This is a genomic window from Acinetobacter sp. 1124_18A, assembly GCF_052824995.1.
Map to the genome: position 1 here is coordinate 371,577 of NZ_VTDF01000003.1, position 17,954 is coordinate 389,530.

Below are 17,954 nucleotides of genomic sequence, written 5' to 3' on the forward strand. Positions count from 1 at the left end.
CTTTATAAAAAACAGAACTATCTGTCTACAATATTATGCTTTTTTTCAATTCATTTTTTTATATTTTGATTAATTTTAAAACAATAAAAAAGCCCAACTTCATGTTGGGCTTTTTTTAATCTATTTAAACTCTTTTTTTAGCAGTCTTAAACACTGGATAGAAGCGGAACAATTGCCATAAACATACGAGTAATAGCAAAATGAAATAGACCAATGACCAAACTGGTAAAGATTGGCCTAAAAAGGTCCAGTCAATCGCTGCACATTCACCTGAACCCGACAGGACTTCCTGTAAAACTGTTTTCATTGGTAAGGCATCAACTAAATAGTTTAAGCCCGGACCACAGCTTGGTACTTGATCAGGTGGTAAATGTTGTAGCCAGACATGACGCCCTGCTACACCCACTGACCATAAAATTGCGATGCCAGCCAAAAATGCGTAAAAGCGTTTAACTGCATTGGAAACGGGGTTATGCAAAAATGCAATCAGTGCCACAAGGCCCATTGCCATTAAGCCAACACGTTGAAAAATACAGAGCGGACATGGCTCTAAACCTTTTACATGTTCCAGATACAACGCAAAAGACATGCCGACAATACTTGCTAAAACAAGTAGTCCACTCACCAAACGGTAACTTAATCGCATGTAAAACCTCATTTTATTATCGATATTGTTCAAGATATTGGTCAAAACTGACCTGAGTATCTTGCTCAAGTTGTTCTTGCTGCTGTAACGATTGTGCAGCCAATTGCTCAAAATGTTTCAAGGTTTCCACACTAAGCTCATGCTGTTCATAACTTTCAGCATGTAACTGGGCCATGTGGCTACCAAAACTCCAAGTTCCACCATGCTTTAACGTATCGTCAATCACATGGGCTGACAAAGTTTCATCAACTTCATCAATTCGTGCTTGCATGATCGCTAATGCAGAACCATACAGTTCTGTTGCATAGGTCTGATCGAGTAACTGCGCACAATCTTGCATTTGAGCAATATACAAACGTGCCCAATCTTCGATGTGATAAGACCCGTTTAAATCTGTAATGGTTGCATTTGGCGCTCGGCCACGATTCACCACTTCAGTCTGGTTCTTTTCAATCAAATCTTGCTCAGGGCCTAACAGCTCTGGGCTATCACTTAACAAGCAATAAAGTGCTAACACTTCAAGGAAGCCAGCTGTCGTTTCATCAACGCCAATTGACGAATATGGGTTTACATCAACAGCACGTAGTTCAACATAACCCACTCCTCGATTTTTCAAGGCTTGAGATGGCGTTTCACCCGCTTGAGGCACCTGTTTTGGACGTACGAGACTGTAATATTCATTCTCGATCTGCAAAACATGATCATTAATTTGCAACGGCTCACCAGCGGCATCATTTAACCCTAAACGGCTAAATGGTGGGTAAGGAGAATGAACGGCTTTTTGTAAACCATCCAAATAACCAGTTAAATTGTTGTAATGAATACCTAAGCTTTTTTGGGCTGAGTTTTGATAGCCCAATCGCCCCATACGTAAAGCTGTAGCATACGGTAAATAGTATGAACCTTTGATTAAAGGCAACAACTGATGTTTATGTCCGGTCAAGAAACAACGACATACCGTTGGGCTTGCACCCACCAAAAACATCACCAGTGGCGTTAAACGGATAAAATTACGAATAAGACCAAAATAACGATGGCTACGATAATCCTGCAAACTTAATGATTTTAATTGTTCATCAGTTTCGTGAGCTTGCAACTCAGCAAAAAGCGTATCTGGAAAAGATAAATTGTAATGCACACCTGAGATCGTCTGCATACGACGACCATAACGAATTCCTAACCCACGACGGTATAGTGTTTTAAAGCGACCAATATTAGAAGTGCCATATTGCGCTAGACGAATCCTTTCTTCATTGTCATCTAACATACATGGCATAGAAAGCGGCCAAAGTTTTTCACCATTTTCTAAATGTCGATGCACAACCGCATGGATATCAGTCAGCTCATGTAAAGCTTCACCAATGGTTGGCTTTGGAGAGGTAATAAACTCCATCAATGCTTCTGAATAATCAGTCGTAATTTGCGGATGTGTTAAAGCTGAACCTAATGCTTTTGGATGTAACTCTTGCGATAAGAACCCATTACTTTGCATACGTAGGCTTTCACGCTCTATTCCACGTAACATGCCTTGTAGTAGCGACGAATCCACCCAAGCAGGAATAACTGATTGAGATGGTGTAGTGGGTTGACTCATGCATTTGCTCGCTTATTAAAGATCACTATATACAAAATCGTGAGATGATACGGTTACTTATATAATCACATCATTCCAGTTTGGCAATTTTTATCACAATCTTGTTATTTAAGACACGAAAGAATTGTGATTTTATTGAAGAATAATTGCTAAAGAGTTGTCAATATCATGAACGATCAAGACATTTTAAACTTCTGGTTTTCACCTGAACACCGTTCACTTTGGTTTGCAAAAAGTGATGATTTTGACAAAAAGATTTGTGAAAATTTTTCTGACGTTCATCAACAGGCAACTCAAGCAGAACTTTGGTCTTGGCGAAAAACGGCTGAAGGCCGTCTGGCAGAGATTATTGTACTAGACCAGTTTTCTCGCAACATTTATCGTGATCAACCACAATCTTTTGCTTACGACAACCTTGCTTTAGCTTTGGCACAAGAAGCCATTAGCTTGCAATTAGATGCACAGCTTAATCCAGAGCAACGCTCTTTTTTATATATGCCGTTTATGCATAGTGAATCAAAATTGATCCATGAGTTTGCCTTGAAACTATTTCAACGCCTCGGCAATGAAATTAACTTAAGCTTTGAGAAAAAGCATAAAGTGATTATCGATCGCTTTGGTCGTTATCCTCATCGCAATGCGATTCTTGGACGTGCCTCCACTCCAGAGGAAACCGAATTTTTATTAGAACCAAACAGTAGTTTTTAAAACTTCTTAATTTTTAACGCTGAGTCATTTATTTTTTAATGCTTAGCTGGGAGTTCATCATGAAATATCTCTCTCTTTGTTTAGCCTTAGGCACTGCCTTAACTTTAACTGCTTGTGCAACAACGCCAAGTAAACCAAGAACCTTTGATCAGCTTGGTCAGTTTTCAGCATATCCCTTAAATGCCCAAACTTTTCGGATTAGTTTTCAAGCTGACCCGAATATGAGCTATGGCGCAGCTGAAGAAATCACTTTGGTAAAATCAGCACAAACGACAGTACAAAAAGGCTTCCGCTTTTTTAAAGTGCAAAATGATCCAAGTAATCAGAGTCAGAAACCGCCACGTCAAGCTGTGGTTTATCCATCAGCTCCAAGTTTTTACCCATATGGTTATGGTCGTCGTTACCCTGGTTTCTGGCATGATCCGTTCTATGATTACCCACAAGTGGTCAATATCGATCCTGTTCAAGTGTCGTATACTATTGAATGTTATCGGGATCAGAAGCAGGCTCCTCAGGATGCTTTTGATGCAACCTTGATCTTGAAATCAATCGGACAAAAATATGGATTGAGTCCGACAGGAGAGCTGTTGCCCCCGCCTGAGCCTCCAGTAAAACAAAAATGAATAGGATAAATTTATGAACATGGCAGAAGAAGTCCACCACGTGCCCAGTCTTAAACGTAGCAAATATTTTGCCACTCTAGCGCTTATTATTGTCGTTGTGCTGTGGGTTGCACTGATGGTAGCCGACCGTTTTCTGCCAGAGTACACAGGTTTTATTCATATTTTGATGTTAGGGGCTGAAGCTGGCGTGGTAGGTGGTTTAGCCGACTGGTACGCGATTACAGTTCTATTTCGGAACCCATTTGGTAAGTTACCGATTCCTAAATTTTTAAGGGACCACACCGAGATTATTCCACGCAACAAAGCACGCATTGCAGAGTCAATGGGCCGTTTTGTACAGGAAAATTTTCTTTCGCCTCAAGTGGTAGAACGAAGCTTAGAAAAAACTGACTTAAGCCTCGCAATTGGTCAATGGTTAGCAAGCCCACAAAACAATACGCAAGTGGTGCAGCTCATTCAGCAAACTGTTCCGAAAATTTTTGAGTTTGTTAGCCAAGATCAAATTGCCAATTTTGTGCAAAACAATAGTGTGCAGTGGGTACGTAATACCGAGGTCAATAAACTCGCAAGTGAAATGCTACGCGCGGTATTGGAAAATGATTTCCATCAAGACGTCTTACAGCGTGGACTCGATATCGCGCATGAATGGGTGGTACAAAACCCGGATAAAACCCGTGAATTAACCCGAAAAATGTTTAAAGCACTTGGTGTCTGGTCACTTGCAAAAGGCGCAAGCTGGATTGGTATTGATGTTCAACAACGTACTATCGACTCACTGGTTGAAAAAGTAGAATCGATGCTGGCAGACGATGAACATCCATGGCGACAAGAAATTGAAACCATTGCCCACTCTCTTATGCTTGAGCTGGCAAAACCAGATAGTGTTGCTAGCCAACGCCTCAACAGCGGTAAAGATGCCCTTCTCGATAGTCCACAAGTCCTCAATTTCATCAGTGGTGCTGTTACTATTTTGTGTAATGCCATTAAAGAAGATTTAATGAAAAAAGACTCTGGCATTGCAATGAACCTAAGAGCTGCTATTCAGCAACTGGGTGAAAACCTTGTTCAAAATGCCAAAGTACGTGAAGTTCTCAACAAAGAAATGACAGGACTTGCGCTGACGTTTACAGATCAATATAGCCATAAAATCATCCGCTATGTGAGCGAACGCATTCATGAATGGGATTCACGCGAAATGATTGGGAAAATTGAAAATGAAGTCGGTGGCGACTTACACATGATCCGAGTAAATGGCGTTGTGGTCGGTGCATTTATTGGTTTAACCCTCGGTGTAATTCGAGCAGTGATTGAATCAATTTTATAACTTTAAATATTTTTAATAAGAGAACAATATGCTACAGCTACAGTCAAAACTGGCCACTCAAGGTGTGACTATTTTTAGTACCATGACAGCAATGGCACATCGTCTAGGTGCTCTCAACCTGTCACAAGGCTTTCCAGATTTTCCGGCACCACAAGCCTTACTGGAAGCTTTATCTCAGGCGACTTTAGCTGGGCATAATCAATATCCACCCGGCGATGGCATTCTCGGTTTACGCGAACAACTCGCTTTACAATTTCAGCAGCGTGACCAACTTCAACTTGACCCTGTAACGCAAATCACGATTACTCCCGGCGCAACCATTGCAATTTTTTGTGCCATACAGGCATGCATTAACGCAGGTGATGAAGTCATTATTTTTGACCCAAGTTACGACAGTTATGGCCCTTCTGTGCAGTTAGCTGGCGGTAAAGCAGTTCATATTGCACTTGAAGCACCTGACTTTAAGGTGAGCTGGCAGCAAGTTAAAGATTTGATTAATGACAAAACCCGTATGATTGTGGTGAATACTCCCCATAATCCAACAGGTACCATCTGGGATAAACAAGACTGGTTAGAACTCATTGAACTGATTCAAGATAAAAACATTGTGGTTTTATCCGATGAAGTCTATGAACACTTAGTGTTTGATGGTCAACAACACTTTAGTGCTTTGCATTTTCCAGAGCTCAGAGAGCGTAGTTTTGTGATTGGGTCTTTTGGGAAAACCTTTCATGTGACGGGCTGGAAAACAGGTTATTGCGTCGCGTCACCTGAGTTAATGCGTTTATTCCGCCAGATTTACCAATATGCGAATTTCTGTGGCACGATGCCTTTTCAGATTGCTCTAGCGCAATATATTGAGCAACATCCAGAACATATTCAAGAGCTTTCGCAGTTTTACCAAACTAAGCGAGATCGATTTAATCAGGCGATTCACAATAGCCGTTTCTTGTTAAAACCATCTCAAGGTACGTATTTTCAAAACCTTGATTACAGTCAAATTAGACCCGATTTAAACGATGTAGAAATGTGCCAGTTTCTTGCGGAGCAACATAAAATTGTGGCTATTCCTGTTTCGGTTTTCTACCAGCAAGCGCCCGAGTCTTTACGCCTGATTCGCTTCTGCTTTGCTAAAAATGATGAGACATTGCAAAAAGCAGGAGAAATCTTGAATGAATGTTAATAAATTTAGAAACTTAGCACAGTAAAACACTACAAGAAATTTCACCTAAATATGCTAAGTTGAATGTCCGCCCCGCTCATCAAAGAGATGGGCGATGGAGAACACATGCCACCAAGACAGTCTTTAATTCACCAGCAAAATCTATGGAAAACGTTTTTTGTTTTCTTGCTCCCCCTTATTGCAACTAATATTTTGCAGAACTTATCGGGAACGATTAACACCATCTTCGTTGGTCAAATGATGGGAGTTGATGCGATTGCTGCCGTCTCTGTTTTTTTCCCTATTTTATTCTTGCTCCTCGCTTTTATTATCGGGATTTCAACGGGTACTACTGTTTTAGTAGGGCAAGCATGGGGCGCACAAAATATAGAGAAAGTCCAAAGTGTGGTCGGTTCTACCCTGTTTATGACACTGATTGGTGGGGTAATTACCGCGATTATCGGTGTGTTTTTTGCCCACGATATTTTAGAATTATTAGGTACAGATCCAAAGGTAATGCATCTTGCTTTGCCTTATGTACAATGGATGCTGGCGGGTAGCCCGCTTCTGTTTGTTTATATTATTTATACCTCAATTTTACGGGGTGTAGGCGACAGTACCACGCCTTTACTTGCATTGGCATTAACCAGCGTAATTGGCTTAGTGATTACCCCGATATTGCTTAAAGGTTATTTTGGCTTACCCGCCCTAGGAATTATTGCTCCAGCAATTGCAACGATCACGGGTTATGTTGCTATCTTAATTTTTCTGGCAATTTATCTGAACAAGAAAAATCACCCGCTTAGACCTAATCGGCAGCTTCTGCAACATATCCGTCACAATCCAGAACTGAGCAAAATTATTTTGCGCTTAGGCGTGCCAACCGGCATTCAAATGATTACCACCTCAATGGCTGGCTTGGTTATTGTTGGATTGGTTAACCATTACGGATCGCATGCTACAGCAGCGTATGGTGCAGTGAATCAGGTACTCAACTACATTCAGTTCCCTGCCTTGTCGATCTCAATTGCAGCTTCAATTTTTGCAGCACAAGCGATTGGTGCAGGCAAATCAGATCTGTTAGCACGGGTAACCCGCACAGCTTTGGGAATGAACTTTTTATTTACAGGTACCTTAATTGCACTTGGCTATCTATTTTCAAAATATTTAATGGCTTTGTTTATTACCGACCCAACTGTGGTGGTGTTAGGGCAGCAACTTTTATTTATTGTGCTTTGGGCAATTTTATTCTTTGGTGCAGGTGCCATTTTTGCATCGATCATGCGTGCCAGCGGAACCGTGACTGTCCCAATGCTCTTAAACATCTCTGCTATTTTATTTATTGAAATTCCATGTGCTTACTGGTTTAGCTCAATGTGGGGGCTTAAAGGAATCTGGGTTGCCTATGCCTTGGCATTTGTGAGTTTATGTATTATTCAAGGCTTGTATTACCAATTTATCTGGAAGAAAAAGAAGATCAAAGTTCTTATTTAGAACTATTCAAACCACATAAAAAAAGCCATCATTTGATGGCTTTTTTACGTTAAAAAATTATTTCATTAATTTGGTCACAATGGTTGAAGCACGTTGATATCCCGTTGGGAATAAACGCTGGAATGCATCAAGAATTTTTGCATCACTGCCAATCAATAAACGGCGTTTATTTTTTAATACCGCTTGTAAAATTTGACGAGCTGCTTCTTCAGGTGGAGTACGTAGTAGCTTGTCAAAGTTTTGAATTGATTTAGTCGGGTCCATCCCTAAACTATTCAGGCTATCACTCATTTTTGCAGATTTAGCAATATTGGTGCGGATTCCACCCGGATGTACGCACAACGAGCTTACGCCACTTTTTTCAATATCCAACTCTTGGCGTAATGATTCAGTAAAACCACGCACAGCAAATTTAGTCGCGTTATAACCAGATTGGGTTGGTTGAGCGGTTAAACCAAATAAGCTCGAAATATTAATAATATGACCATCTTGAGTTTGCTTAATGAACGGTAAAAACTCTTTAGTTCCGTACACGACACCCCAGAAGTTAATCCCAACGATCCACTCTAAATCTTCGTAGGTTGCACCTTCAACAGTTGAGCCTAACGCAACACCAGCATTGTTAAAAATCAGGTTAACCGAGCCATGATCTTGAACAGTTTCTTGTGCCCACTGCTTTACTGCTTCACGGTCAGAAACATCAAGCTTTTTGGTGCTAACAGTAATATTGCTATACTGTTTTAATAACTCGACAGTTTGCGCTAATCCCTTCTCATTAATATCACTTAATGAAAGATGGCAGCCCTGTTTTGCCAAAAGAATTGCTAACTGCTGCCCAATGCCCGAACCCGCGCCCGTAATTGCAGCGACTTTGTTTTTAAAATTTTTCATTGTCCATCCTTTGTTTTTCGATATTTGCACAGTCGGTTCATTGCATGTGCAATTCAGACCTCTTCAATATAATTTTGACAATATCCATTGTCAATATAGTACACTGTAATTTCAGATAGAATGGCACAATTCTGCTGAGGGCTTTATCATAGTAAGCATATTTGGCCAAAACCTATAAATTAGGAAACCATTCTTTTAGGAAACGACTTATTTATGGCGACTAACGACTCAACCAGTAAAAAGAAAACAAAAACTGTGAGTAAAGAACGTCAGTTCAAAGGGTTATCTCTATCTGAACGTAAAGAGGCACGCCGAGAAAAACTGATTGAAGCTGGCATTGCCACCTATGGAACGCTCGGTTTTTTTTCCGTGACCGTCAAGGATGTCTGCCAAGAAGCAAAACTCACAGAACGCTATTTTTATGAATCATTTAAAAAGAGTGAAGATTTATTTCAAACCATCTTTTTAAAAATGATTGAAGAATTACAGCAAAACTTGATGCAAGCTGTCATTAAAGCGACACCTGATCCAGAAAAAATGGTGGATGCTGGCTTAAGAGCGCTTCTGACCACATTAAAAAACGACCCAAGATTAGCTCGTATTGTCTATGTTGATGCAGTTTTGGTCCAAGAATTACATAATCAGGCCACCATTCAAGAGACACTTGCGCAATTTGATCGCATGATTCAGGCCTTTGTTATGTTGACCATGCCGCAAATTCAACACCATGAAAATGAGCTCTCTTTAATCGCAACTGGCCTAAATGGATATGTCACTCAAATCGCAATTCGATGGGTCATGGGAGGCTTTGAGCAGTCTCTTGAACAGGTTTTAACCGCGTGCCGCATTGTTTTCTTATCTTTATTAGCTCAGGTCTCAAAATAATATTAAAGTTTTTTGACACTCAAAAATGTGAAAACATTAAAAGACTTAAAAAGGGTAACATGTTGAATGAATTTAAGAATATTTAAGCTTCCATGTCATCATTTGGTCATACCTTTGCCTTAGTTTTGTCACAAATTATTGCTAAATTCAATTTTATAGACTTTTCTGCAATGAAATTGTCATAATTAATCTTTGTAATAAGCCTGTCATAACTACAAAACGGTTCACCGTTAAATCTATAGGATATTGCGCTGTGAAAGATGACTATATTTTAATTGTCGATGATGAGCTTCCTATTCGTGAAATGATCCATACTTCTTTGGACATGGCAGGCTTTCAGTGTTTACAGGCAGAAGATGCCAAACAGGCTCATCAAATTATCGTCGACCAACGTCCGGCGCTTATCTTGCTTGATTGGATGTTACCTGGAGGCGTAAGTGGTGTCGATTTATGTCGCCGCTTAAAACGAGATGAGAACCTATCAGAAATTCCAGTCATTATGTTGACTGCCCGCGGAGAAGAAGACCACAAAGTACAAGGTCTTGACGCTGGCGCAGATGACTATATGACTAAACCTTTCTCAACACGTGAACTGGTTTCACGTATTAAGGCAGTTCTGCGTCGTGCTAATGCATTAAGTGGTGAAAAAACCATTGATGCTAATGGTTTAATTCTTGATCCTGTAAGCCAGCGTGTTAGCTTTGGCGATAGTATTTTAGAAATGGGTCCAACTGAATATCGCTTACTTGCTTTTTTTATGACCCATCCAGAGCGTGCATATACACGTGCCCAGTTGCTCGATCAGGTGTGGGGAGGTAATGTATATATCGAAGATCGAACTATCGATGTACACATCCGTCGTTTACGTAAAGTTTTAGAACCTTTCAGTGTTGACCGATTTGTTCAAACTGTGCGTGGAACAGGCTACCGCTTTTCAACACGTGCAGATTTAGCCGCAGGTTAACCAAGATTTATGTATGAACCCTACCCCGTCCCCGAACAGGTACGTGAACAAAAGCTTTCCCGCTACAGTAGTTTATGGACGTTTGCCAAACAAGATTTACGGCTTTTATTATTTTTTCTAATTATTGCCGGTTTAGTCGGTTTAGGCCTTGGGTATTTCTGGAGCTGTATTTTTATCGCCTTCGTGGTGTTTTTTACACTCCAGTTGCGTTCTTTATATCTGGTCAATGACTGGATTGCGAATAAGCCTTATGACGTTCCTCCAAATCTAAACGGGATTTGGGGGGCATTATTGTTTAATGTTTACCGTGCTCAGCGTCAGGAACGAATTGTTCAGGCCGAAATGGTCGGTTTAATTGACCGAGCTCAATCATCTTTAGTTGCCCTTGCCGAAGCCGTTGTTTTGATTGATGACCAACATCAAATCGAATGGTGGAACCCTGCTGCTGAACGTTTATTGGGCATCAGCCCTCTCGACCGCGGCCGTAACTTATTAACGATTTTACGTCAGCCGACTTTTATTGAATATTTTAACAATATTGATCAGGCACCCGATGGTATCAAGCTTCACTCTAATTTTGATGATGACCGCTATGTACAGGTTAAACTCACACGATTTGGTGGAGAAAGTCGCTTATTGGTAGCTTACGACGTTACGCGTATGCACAACCTTGAACAAATGCGTAAAGACTTCGTCGATAATATCTCTCATGAACTTCGTACACCATTAACTGTACTCAGTGGTTATATCGAGACATTTACCGATCAAGAAGATATTAGTCCACGCTGGAAACGTGCATTTGATCAGATGCAGTCACAAACCAAACGCATGAATGCTTTGGTGAATGATTTACTGCTGTTATCGAATTTAGAAAACAACAAGAAAGTTGCAAAAAATCAGATTATTGAAATGCCGAGCTTAATGAATCAACTCTTTGATGATGCTCAGGCCTACAATGCCGATTATGGACACACACTCAATTTACACATTGATAGTCATTGTGACCTGATTGGTTCTGACATGGAAATTGCCAGTGCATTTAGTAATTTAATTACTAACGCCATCAAGTACACACCAAAAGGTGGAACTATTACGATTGGCTGGCACGACGATGGTGAACATGCGTACTTTAGTGTACAAGACACAGGTATTGGAATTAACCCAAAACATTTGCCACGTTTAACTGAGCGCTTCTATCGTGTTGACAGCGACCGTAGTCGCCAAACAGGTGGTACAGGTTTAGGCTTGGCGATTGTAAAACACGTGCTTATGCAACACGGTGCCCATTTAGATGTGCAATCTAAAGAAAATGAAGGTTCAACCTTTACCGTAGTTTTTCCGAAAGAAAGACTATATAACATGACCTAAAATTATCTCCCGTACATATAAAAAGCCGACTTATGAAAAGTCGGCTTTTTTGTATTATTTAAAATAATTTACTTAAAATTAGAGCAATATGATTTCGTCTGATTTTTGTCTATTACATTTAAAAAGTTAGTGGCAAATGTATTGCTCTGGCGTAATGCATCGCGATGATCTCCGCCATCAATCGTTTGATAGATGGTTGGTTTTTTTAATTTACATAGCTGCTGGTAATAAGCAGATGTCCCTCTAGGGTCGACTAAATGATCTTTAGAACCCTGAACAATCATTAACGGTACGGTAGGCACCATATTTTCAATGGACTGCTGTTTTAGATAAGCCAAAAGAGGTTTTAAATCCGCATCAGATCGAAATATGCTAGAAGGAGATTTCTTTAAATCAGATTGAAGTTCAGATAAACAACGACTGCGCCCTTGAGTCAGCACCGCGTTCATTTCTGGACTTACCAGCTTTTCAGGAACGATGCTTGGATCTGCTGCTTGCGCACCCAATAATACTATCGGGAAAAATGCTGCCACACTAGGTTCCGGGTTTGGATGACTCTGCACATATTCTGCAATGCCTTCATATTGATAGCCGCCTGGTGCAAGAGCGATTGCCCCTTTTAAATCCAGTTCAGGCGCATCTTTTTGACCATAGGCAGACACTGCAATTGCCGCAGCCCCGCCTTGACTATGTCCCATCACCAACCACTGTTTATTAAAACTCTTGGGCTTAAGCAAATGTAATGCACGCACCGCATCGACTACCGTATGCAATTGGCTCTTTGCATTCATATAAGGATGGCCACCCGGTGTACCTAAGCCCTGATAATCAGGTGCAACCACTGCATAGCCACGTGCAAGCCAGCCATCTAAAGCTTTGGAAGCAACTTCTTGATATGAGTGAACGGGCCCACCAACATAATCACCCGAAGGTGCACAAGTATCAGCTACTCCGGTCGTGCCATGCGCCCAAGCAAGTATTGGCCAGCCATTTTTTGGTGGTGTACCTTTAGGTAATAAAATAAAAGCCGATGTCACAATGGGCTCGCCCTGAATACCTCGACTACGATAATTTATCAACAACCGCTGATCTGCATGAGGAAATAAATTCGTCACATCTTGCCGTTCTAAAGACAGTATTGAACCCGGTTTGTCGCTCACAATTTGCTTACCCAAATCTGTAATGGGAGCAGCCATAGCAGAACCAGACACCAAACAAGCGCTGCTAAATAAAATTTTTAAAAAAGAATTACTTTTTTTAATCAAGGGATTACTCCTCTATTATTTACAATATATCTATTCAAATAATCAATTTATAAAATATAAATTACCATAAAATCATCTATATTTATATTCAACTCAAAATAATTTACATTTACATATAACCAATTAAAATATATTTTAAAGAAATGTATTATAAATATCGTTGCAAAAATTAATCCCGTTTAAATAATAAAAAATATATGCTGATATTTTCTTAATTACTATAGCGATTAAAATGTCAAAACAATATAAATTTATACCGTACCTGATTTGTCTTATTCTCGGTTCTCTACCTATCCATAGCTTTGCAGACGTACAAGTGTATGGTCCTGGTGGGCCAGCACCCGCCATGAAAGAAGCCGCCAAACAATTCACCAATAAAACTGGCATAGCAGTCCATGTAATGTCTGGGCCTACTTCTCAATGGTCTGACCAAGCGAAACTAGATGCCGATGTTATATATAGTGGTTCTGAAGCCATGATGTCTGATTTTGAAAATACTTTTTCTGAGCAAATTATAAAAGACTCGGTGGAACCTTTATATTTACGCCCCGCGGCCATTTTAGTACGCAAAGGAAATCCTAAAAATATTAAAGGATTTAAAGACCTAGCTAAATCTGGCGTTAAAGTTTTAGTTACTCATGGTGCAGGTCAGGTCGGTATGTGGGAGGATATCGCGGGTAGAACTGGCAATATTCAATTAACCAAATTTGTTCGAAAAAATATTGTCACCTATGCAGCCAATACGGGTATTGCCAAGAAAAACTGGGAAGAAAATAGTAACTATGATGCTTGGTTAGTCTTTAATATTTGGGGAGTTAGTAACCCAGATGTTGGGCAAATTATCCCTATCGAACCAGAGCTAGTTGTCTATCGAGATACAGGTGTAGCCTTAACCAAGCATAGTCTAAAAGACGCTGAAGCTAAACGTTTTGTAGAGTTCTTATCGTCTCAGCAAGGTAATACTATTTTCAAAAAATATGGTTGGACTAAATAAGTAAAACAGGGAGCGTAGCTCCCTTTTCTTTTTAAAATTATTCACTCTAGTTCAACTAGAATATATTCATTTCAAATTAAATATACTCCAACGGCATATAAACTTCCCAGTATTAAACAAAAGGCTGAACTGATATACCAAAATAAATCACTATTACCGACAAATTTTGACTTTAACCACGGAAAAGCCAGACCACGGATAAGAAAAACCGCTGCAACAAGCGACAAAATAAGTTTAGTAAATGGTAATACCTGTATTCCCTTTGCTGCAAAGAAAGCATAAGTAGCACATACCGTTAGAATTAACCCCACAGCTATAGCTGTAAAATTAGGATACCAATGCCCTCTTTCGACCATCTGAACAATACTTTTCCCGGCCCCTAAAAACCGAAAACCATTTGCCCCCCAGAACACACAAACAAAATGAAGTAATGCAGCACAGAATGTTAATAATGCAGCAATATAAAGTAGAGCGTTCGGAAGTGAGTGCATTAGATTTTATACTAATAAATATGTGTGATTTTTATTATACTTAATTATAAAATATATAAAACTTATTAATAGTTAAAATGAATTTAACTTGGTATTTAATATTTTAAATACCAAGCTTAGTTCACTTAATTATTTACTCTCAAACTCTTTAAAATCAGCTTTTCTAATTTTTGCATGGATCCCTTTGGTTTTATCTACAACTTGTGAAACTTCAAAATCAGTTGCGGCACTTAAATACGCATAAGCTGTTGCTTCATCAATACCATATTCTTGGTTTAAGAAACGAATGGCTTCACGTGTAGACTTTTTCATCGCTTCATCTAGATCTTCATCAAGTCCCGGTGTAATCCAGAACTCAGCATTTTCAGCTAAAGGTTGTTTTAGCTCTTTACCCGGTATTTTATCTTTACCTGCTTTGAGTAAGGTAAATTTTAGTGTCGCACGTGCTGAAGCTTCGAGTGCAGTTAATGCTACTTCACCATCCCCTTGTGCGAAATGGCTATCACCCGTATAAAATAAGGCACCTTTGACTTGAACAGGATAATAGGCTGTTGAACCTGCACCTAGTTCATTAATATCAATATTTCCACCATACATTGCAGGGGGTACAGAATGAACAGGCTCAGAAGTATTGGCTGCTACCCCCATAATTCCCATAAAAGGGTAAAGCGGGAAACGTATTGATTTACCCGATTCTGTTTTTAATACGCCTTCGTACTCACCTTTGGCATTTTTTTCAATTGGGGTGAAAATTGAGACATTTCCATAGCGTTCAGGATGCTCAGCCGATGCATTTTCTTGTTTTGCTTTTTTAGGAAATTCCCCTACTAAAGCACCTTTACCATGTCGATTTGAAATAACACCGTAAGGTACACGTGGCTCAACTTTAAGTACTTCAACTTTCAAAATATCACCGGGCTGTGCGCCTTCAATTGCAACAGGACCAGTCACAATATGTGGCCCATCTTTATGAAAATCATGCTTTAGATTTGACTGCGTAATTGTTTTTGCATCTTCCAATATTTCATTAGATTTGACACCTTTCGATTGAAAGAACTTTTCAGCATTACGCCCTTGGTCTTCAAGCAAACCTTCATGAGAAACCGTATCAAATGTCACAACACTACCCGACGGAACGGTAAGGACGGGTTTGGCATCTCGATTCGGTAAATAGCCCCATGTAATGGTATTTAAAGTAGATGGAACGTAATAATTACCTTTATATTCGCCACTTTGAAGTTGAGTCGGCTGTTTTGAAATTTGATTTAAAACTTTAAAATCATTGGCATGGCTGAGTGAAATACAAAGTGCAGATAAAACCGAAGCTGTCAGGCGTTTAACTTTTAACATGATTTCAGAACCTAAAAAATATGAAAATTACAGTAAGGTCCTGAATATTTAGCAATCATTGTGCCAAGGCTAAAAACTGTGCAATAACTAAAAAGCACATCATATTTATAAAATTAAATAATTTTTTTAGATTTAATAACTTATCTTCAAATAAAATTAAAATTACGACTTAAGTCTAACTTAAATATTTCTTTCTATTTTTATTTATTAATTTTTAATCATATTAATATTTTTGCTCTCTTCAGACACATATTTATAGGCTAGTTCATATAACGTCCTATTTCAGATCACTTAATAATAATTATATTTCCATATAATATAAATACAAACATAGTTATATATTTTACTTTTATATGATTTAACTCGAAAAAATAAACCCTGAATAATTAAAGTCAGGGCTTATTTGTATTATACAGGCTATAAAAGTGACTAAACTGTATGTCCCATACGCTCGCCCATTACAACCACAGACTCAGCTTTAAAACGTTGTTCCCATTCGATCTTATCTTTTTCAAATAAAATAACCGCGGTAGAACCTAAATAAAAACGTCCAAGCTCAGCACCTTTCTCTAGCTTTAACTGATGATGCTGTAATTCGATACGACCTGAAGGTTTTACTTTACCTGTTGCCACAGTTTCAATACCAGCAACAATCATTGCACCCACTAACACAACTGCCATGCGGCCAAGTTCAGTATCAAACAAACACACCATGCGTTCATTACGGGCAAATAGTCCAGGTACATTTTCAGCAGTCACCTGATTTACCGAAAATAGCTCACCTGGTACATACAAAGTTTCAGTTAATGTACCTGCAAACGGCATATGAACACGGTGGTAATCGCGTGGAGATAGATAGACTGTCGCGAACTCGCCTTCTTGAAACGGCTGAGCAAGTTGTGGGTCGCCAATGAGTTTCTCTACAGAAAAGCTTTGGCCTTTTGCTTGAAATACTTCACCCGCAGTAATTTTACCAATCTGTGAAATAGCACCGTCAGCAGGTGAAACAATGCTATCTGCATTTTCGTCAACGAGACGCACGCCATCTTTTAAAGCACGAGTAAAAAAGTCATTAAAAGATTTATATTTCAGTGCATTGCCTTGTTCAGCAATCGATAAATCAATTCCATATTTGGTTTTAAATGCATGAATAACAGCAGTTTTCACAACTGGATTTTCACTCGCTGCAACTTTACCGACCACTCGGCTCAATTGATGCTGTGGTACAAGGTTTTGCGCTTTAATAAATAATTCTTTTTTTAATCGAGATGTGAAACTCACGACGGTGATTCTCCAGTAATAATAGGACTATCGAGGCGATTGCCCCATTCACTCCACGCACCATCATAGGCTTTAGCTTCCCAGCCCAAGAGCCTAGCCAAAATATAGGCTAAACCGGAACGGTGATGTGACTGGCAGTATACGACTACAGGTTGTTTTAAATCGAACCCAAGTTGTTCAAGACGCTGCCGCGTGCGTTCAAGCGGATGCAATTTTAGATGATTTTCACGATTAAGTGCAGTACTCCATTCAAAATGGAGTGCATTTGGAATGTGACCGCCGCGTCGCGCTGCTAAACGGACCCCACTATATTCATCACTTGTCCGGCAATCCCACAATTGAATATTTTCTTGCTCGACTTGTTTACGTAGTTCTTCATAGTTCACACGGAACTGAGCAGCATGCGATAAATCAATCTGAATTAAGTCTGCCACAGGAGAAACTTTTTCGACTTCTGCTGTAGTTGGCAAACCCGCGCCTAACCATGCATGAATACCACCATTAATTAAACTGGTACGGGTAAATCCTAAGCAATGCAAATTCCAGATTAAACGCCCAGCCCATGCTCCGCCTTCATCGTCATAGACCACAACATGATGATTAGGTGAAATATTCAATTTCTCAATCAGTGCTTGTAAACCTGCTTCATCTGGCAAAATGCCAGTGGCTTCTTCGTGTTGAGTCACTAACCATTTTGGTTGTAAGTGAATAGCATGCGGAATATGAAGTTGCTCATAAACAGAAGCACGGCTCAAATCTACAATGCGAATATATTCATTGCCTAGAAAAGGCACTAATTCTTCTGCTTCTATTAATAAATCAAGTTTAAAATCAGGGAGGGTCATCGTCATGGTTTCTTTTTATACCAGCTTAATTTCATATTAGCATAAGCATATATCTAACAAACTCTGATT

At 39.5% G+C, this 17,954-nt stretch carries 17 protein-coding genes; 9 read left to right on the top strand and 8 right to left on the bottom strand.

From position 1 onward, the window contains the following. Positions 1-124 precede the first annotated feature (124 nt). Positions 125-646, bottom strand: coding sequence for a disulfide bond formation protein B (locus tag FY048_RS09435; protein ID WP_062850310.1), 522 nt, complete (start codon positions 644-646; stop codon positions 125-127). Between the two features lie 16 nt (positions 647-662). Then, positions 663-2,240: a glutamate--cysteine ligase gene (gshA, locus tag FY048_RS09440; RefSeq protein ID WP_446090948.1), complete on the bottom strand. Its 1,578-nt coding sequence runs from the start codon at positions 2,238-2,240 to the stop codon at positions 663-665. Positions 2,241-2,408: 168 nt separating this feature from the next. Between gshA and FY048_RS09445 the strand changes: the two genes are divergently transcribed. The 5 genes from FY048_RS09445 (at position 2,409) to FY048_RS09465 (ending at position 7,551) form a co-directional block, all read left to right on the top strand. After that, positions 2,409-2,948 (top strand): DUF924 family protein, encoded by a 540-nt coding sequence (locus FY048_RS09445; protein ID WP_446090949.1) that lies wholly within the window; start codon positions 2,409-2,411, stop codon positions 2,946-2,948. A gap of 59 nt (positions 2,949-3,007) precedes the next feature. Further along, positions 3,008-3,571 carry a CC0125/CC1285 family lipoprotein gene (locus tag FY048_RS09450; RefSeq protein ID WP_004640061.1) on the top strand — a complete coding sequence of 188 codons (564 nt, stop codon included), beginning with the start codon at positions 3,008-3,010 and terminating at the stop codon, positions 3,569-3,571. A gap of 13 nt (positions 3,572-3,584) precedes the next feature. Then, complete coding sequence (locus FY048_RS09455) at positions 3,585-4,895, top strand: DUF445 domain-containing protein (protein WP_446090950.1); 1,311 nt, start codon at positions 3,585-3,587, stop codon at positions 4,893-4,895. A gap of 28 nt (positions 4,896-4,923) precedes the next feature. Further along, positions 4,924-6,078, top strand: coding sequence for a pyridoxal phosphate-dependent aminotransferase (locus FY048_RS09460; protein WP_446090951.1), 1,155 nt, complete (start codon positions 4,924-4,926; stop codon positions 6,076-6,078). 105 nt (positions 6,079-6,183) lie between these two features. Beyond that, a complete protein-coding gene (locus FY048_RS09465) occupies positions 6,184-7,551 on the top strand; it encodes an MATE family efflux transporter (protein WP_225623387.1) in 1,368 nt (455 codons plus the stop codon). Positions 7,552-7,608: 57 nt separating this feature from the next. Here FY048_RS09465 and FY048_RS09470 read toward each other — a convergent pair whose 3' ends face one another. After that, positions 7,609-8,442 carry an SDR family NAD(P)-dependent oxidoreductase gene (locus FY048_RS09470; RefSeq protein WP_446090952.1) on the bottom strand — a complete coding sequence of 278 codons (834 nt, stop codon included), beginning with the start codon at positions 8,440-8,442 and terminating at the stop codon, positions 7,609-7,611. A gap of 213 nt (positions 8,443-8,655) precedes the next feature. On the opposite strand from FY048_RS09470, the gene FY048_RS09475 reads away from it, so the two are divergent. The 3 genes from FY048_RS09475 to phoR all read left to right on the top strand — a co-directional run bounded on the left by FY048_RS09475 (position 8,656) and on the right by phoR (position 11,659). Continuing rightward, entirely contained in the window at positions 8,656-9,327 is a 672-nt protein-coding gene (locus tag FY048_RS09475; RefSeq protein WP_009391386.1) for a TetR/AcrR family transcriptional regulator, read from the top strand. Positions 9,328-9,580: 253 nt separating this feature from the next. Then, complete coding sequence (gene phoB / locus FY048_RS09480) at positions 9,581-10,291, top strand: phosphate regulon transcriptional regulator PhoB (RefSeq protein ID WP_446090953.1); 711 nt, start codon at positions 9,581-9,583, stop codon at positions 10,289-10,291. A 9-nt stretch (positions 10,292-10,300) separates the two neighbouring features. Beyond that, positions 10,301-11,659 (top strand): phosphate regulon sensor histidine kinase PhoR, encoded by a 1,359-nt coding sequence (phoR, locus tag FY048_RS09485; RefSeq protein WP_446090954.1) that lies wholly within the window; start codon positions 10,301-10,303, stop codon positions 11,657-11,659. Positions 11,660-11,727: 68 nt separating this feature from the next. Here the strand turns inward: phoR and FY048_RS09490 are convergent, their stop codons facing one another. Further along, complete coding sequence (locus tag FY048_RS09490) at positions 11,728-12,924, bottom strand: alpha/beta fold hydrolase (RefSeq protein WP_446090955.1); 1,197 nt, start codon at positions 12,922-12,924, stop codon at positions 11,728-11,730. 232 nt (positions 12,925-13,156) lie between these two features. On the opposite strand from FY048_RS09490, the gene FY048_RS09495 reads away from it, so the two are divergent. Beyond that, positions 13,157-13,918 carry an AcfC family putative adhesin gene (locus FY048_RS09495; protein WP_446090956.1) on the top strand — a complete coding sequence of 254 codons (762 nt, stop codon included), beginning with the start codon at positions 13,157-13,159 and terminating at the stop codon, positions 13,916-13,918. Positions 13,919-13,989: 71 nt separating this feature from the next. Here the strand turns inward: FY048_RS09495 and FY048_RS09500 are convergent, their stop codons facing one another. From FY048_RS09500 to FY048_RS09515, 4 genes are all read right to left on the bottom strand, one after another. Continuing rightward, positions 13,990-14,409, bottom strand: coding sequence for a hypothetical protein (locus FY048_RS09500; protein ID WP_049837554.1), 420 nt, complete (start codon positions 14,407-14,409; stop codon positions 13,990-13,992). Positions 14,410-14,538: 129 nt separating this feature from the next. Further along, positions 14,539-15,759 (bottom strand): acetamidase/formamidase family protein, encoded by a 1,221-nt coding sequence (locus FY048_RS09505; RefSeq protein WP_446090957.1) that lies wholly within the window; start codon positions 15,757-15,759, stop codon positions 14,539-14,541. 429 nt (positions 15,760-16,188) lie between these two features. After that, entirely contained in the window at positions 16,189-17,040 is an 852-nt protein-coding gene (gene asd, locus FY048_RS09510; protein WP_004790127.1) for an archaetidylserine decarboxylase, read from the bottom strand. After that, positions 17,037-17,885: a sulfurtransferase gene (locus FY048_RS09515; RefSeq protein ID WP_446090958.1), complete on the bottom strand. Its 849-nt coding sequence runs from the start codon at positions 17,883-17,885 to the stop codon at positions 17,037-17,039. The genes asd and FY048_RS09515 overlap by 4 nt, the downstream gene beginning before the upstream one ends. Positions 17,886-17,954 lie beyond the last annotated feature (69 nt).

Bases quoted from the DNA above. Each gene is read 5' to 3' on its own strand.
- FY048_RS09435 (WP_062850310.1), bottom strand. From the start codon at position 646: ATGCGATTAAGTTACCGTTTGGTGAGTGGACTACTTGTTTTAGCAAGT.
- gshA (WP_446090948.1), bottom strand. From the start codon at position 2,240: ATGAGTCAACCCACTACACCATCTCAATCAGTTATTCCTGCTTGGGTG.
- FY048_RS09445 (WP_446090949.1), top strand. From the start codon at position 2,409: ATGAACGATCAAGACATTTTAAACTTCTGGTTTTCACCTGAACACCGT.
- FY048_RS09450 (WP_004640061.1), top strand. From the start codon at position 3,008: ATGAAATATCTCTCTCTTTGTTTAGCCTTAGGCACTGCCTTAACTTTA.
- FY048_RS09455 (WP_446090950.1), top strand. From the start codon at position 3,585: ATGAACATGGCAGAAGAAGTCCACCACGTGCCCAGTCTTAAACGTAGC.
- FY048_RS09460 (WP_446090951.1), top strand. From the start codon at position 4,924: ATGCTACAGCTACAGTCAAAACTGGCCACTCAAGGTGTGACTATTTTT.
- FY048_RS09465 (WP_225623387.1), top strand. From the start codon at position 6,184: ATGCCACCAAGACAGTCTTTAATTCACCAGCAAAATCTATGGAAAACG.
- FY048_RS09470 (WP_446090952.1), bottom strand. From the start codon at position 8,442: ATGAAAAATTTTAAAAACAAAGTCGCTGCAATTACGGGCGCGGGTTCG.
- FY048_RS09475 (WP_009391386.1), top strand. From the start codon at position 8,656: ATGGCGACTAACGACTCAACCAGTAAAAAGAAAACAAAAACTGTGAGT.
- phoR (WP_446090954.1), top strand. From the start codon at position 10,301: ATGTATGAACCCTACCCCGTCCCCGAACAGGTACGTGAACAAAAGCTT.
- FY048_RS09495 (WP_446090956.1), top strand. From the start codon at position 13,157: ATGTCAAAACAATATAAATTTATACCGTACCTGATTTGTCTTATTCTC.
- FY048_RS09500 (WP_049837554.1), bottom strand. From the start codon at position 14,409: ATGCACTCACTTCCGAACGCTCTACTTTATATTGCTGCATTATTAACA.
- FY048_RS09505 (WP_446090957.1), bottom strand. From the start codon at position 15,759: ATGTTAAAAGTTAAACGCCTGACAGCTTCGGTTTTATCTGCACTTTGT.
- FY048_RS09515 (WP_446090958.1), bottom strand. From the start codon at position 17,885: ATGACCCTCCCTGATTTTAAACTTGATTTATTAATAGAAGCAGAAGAA.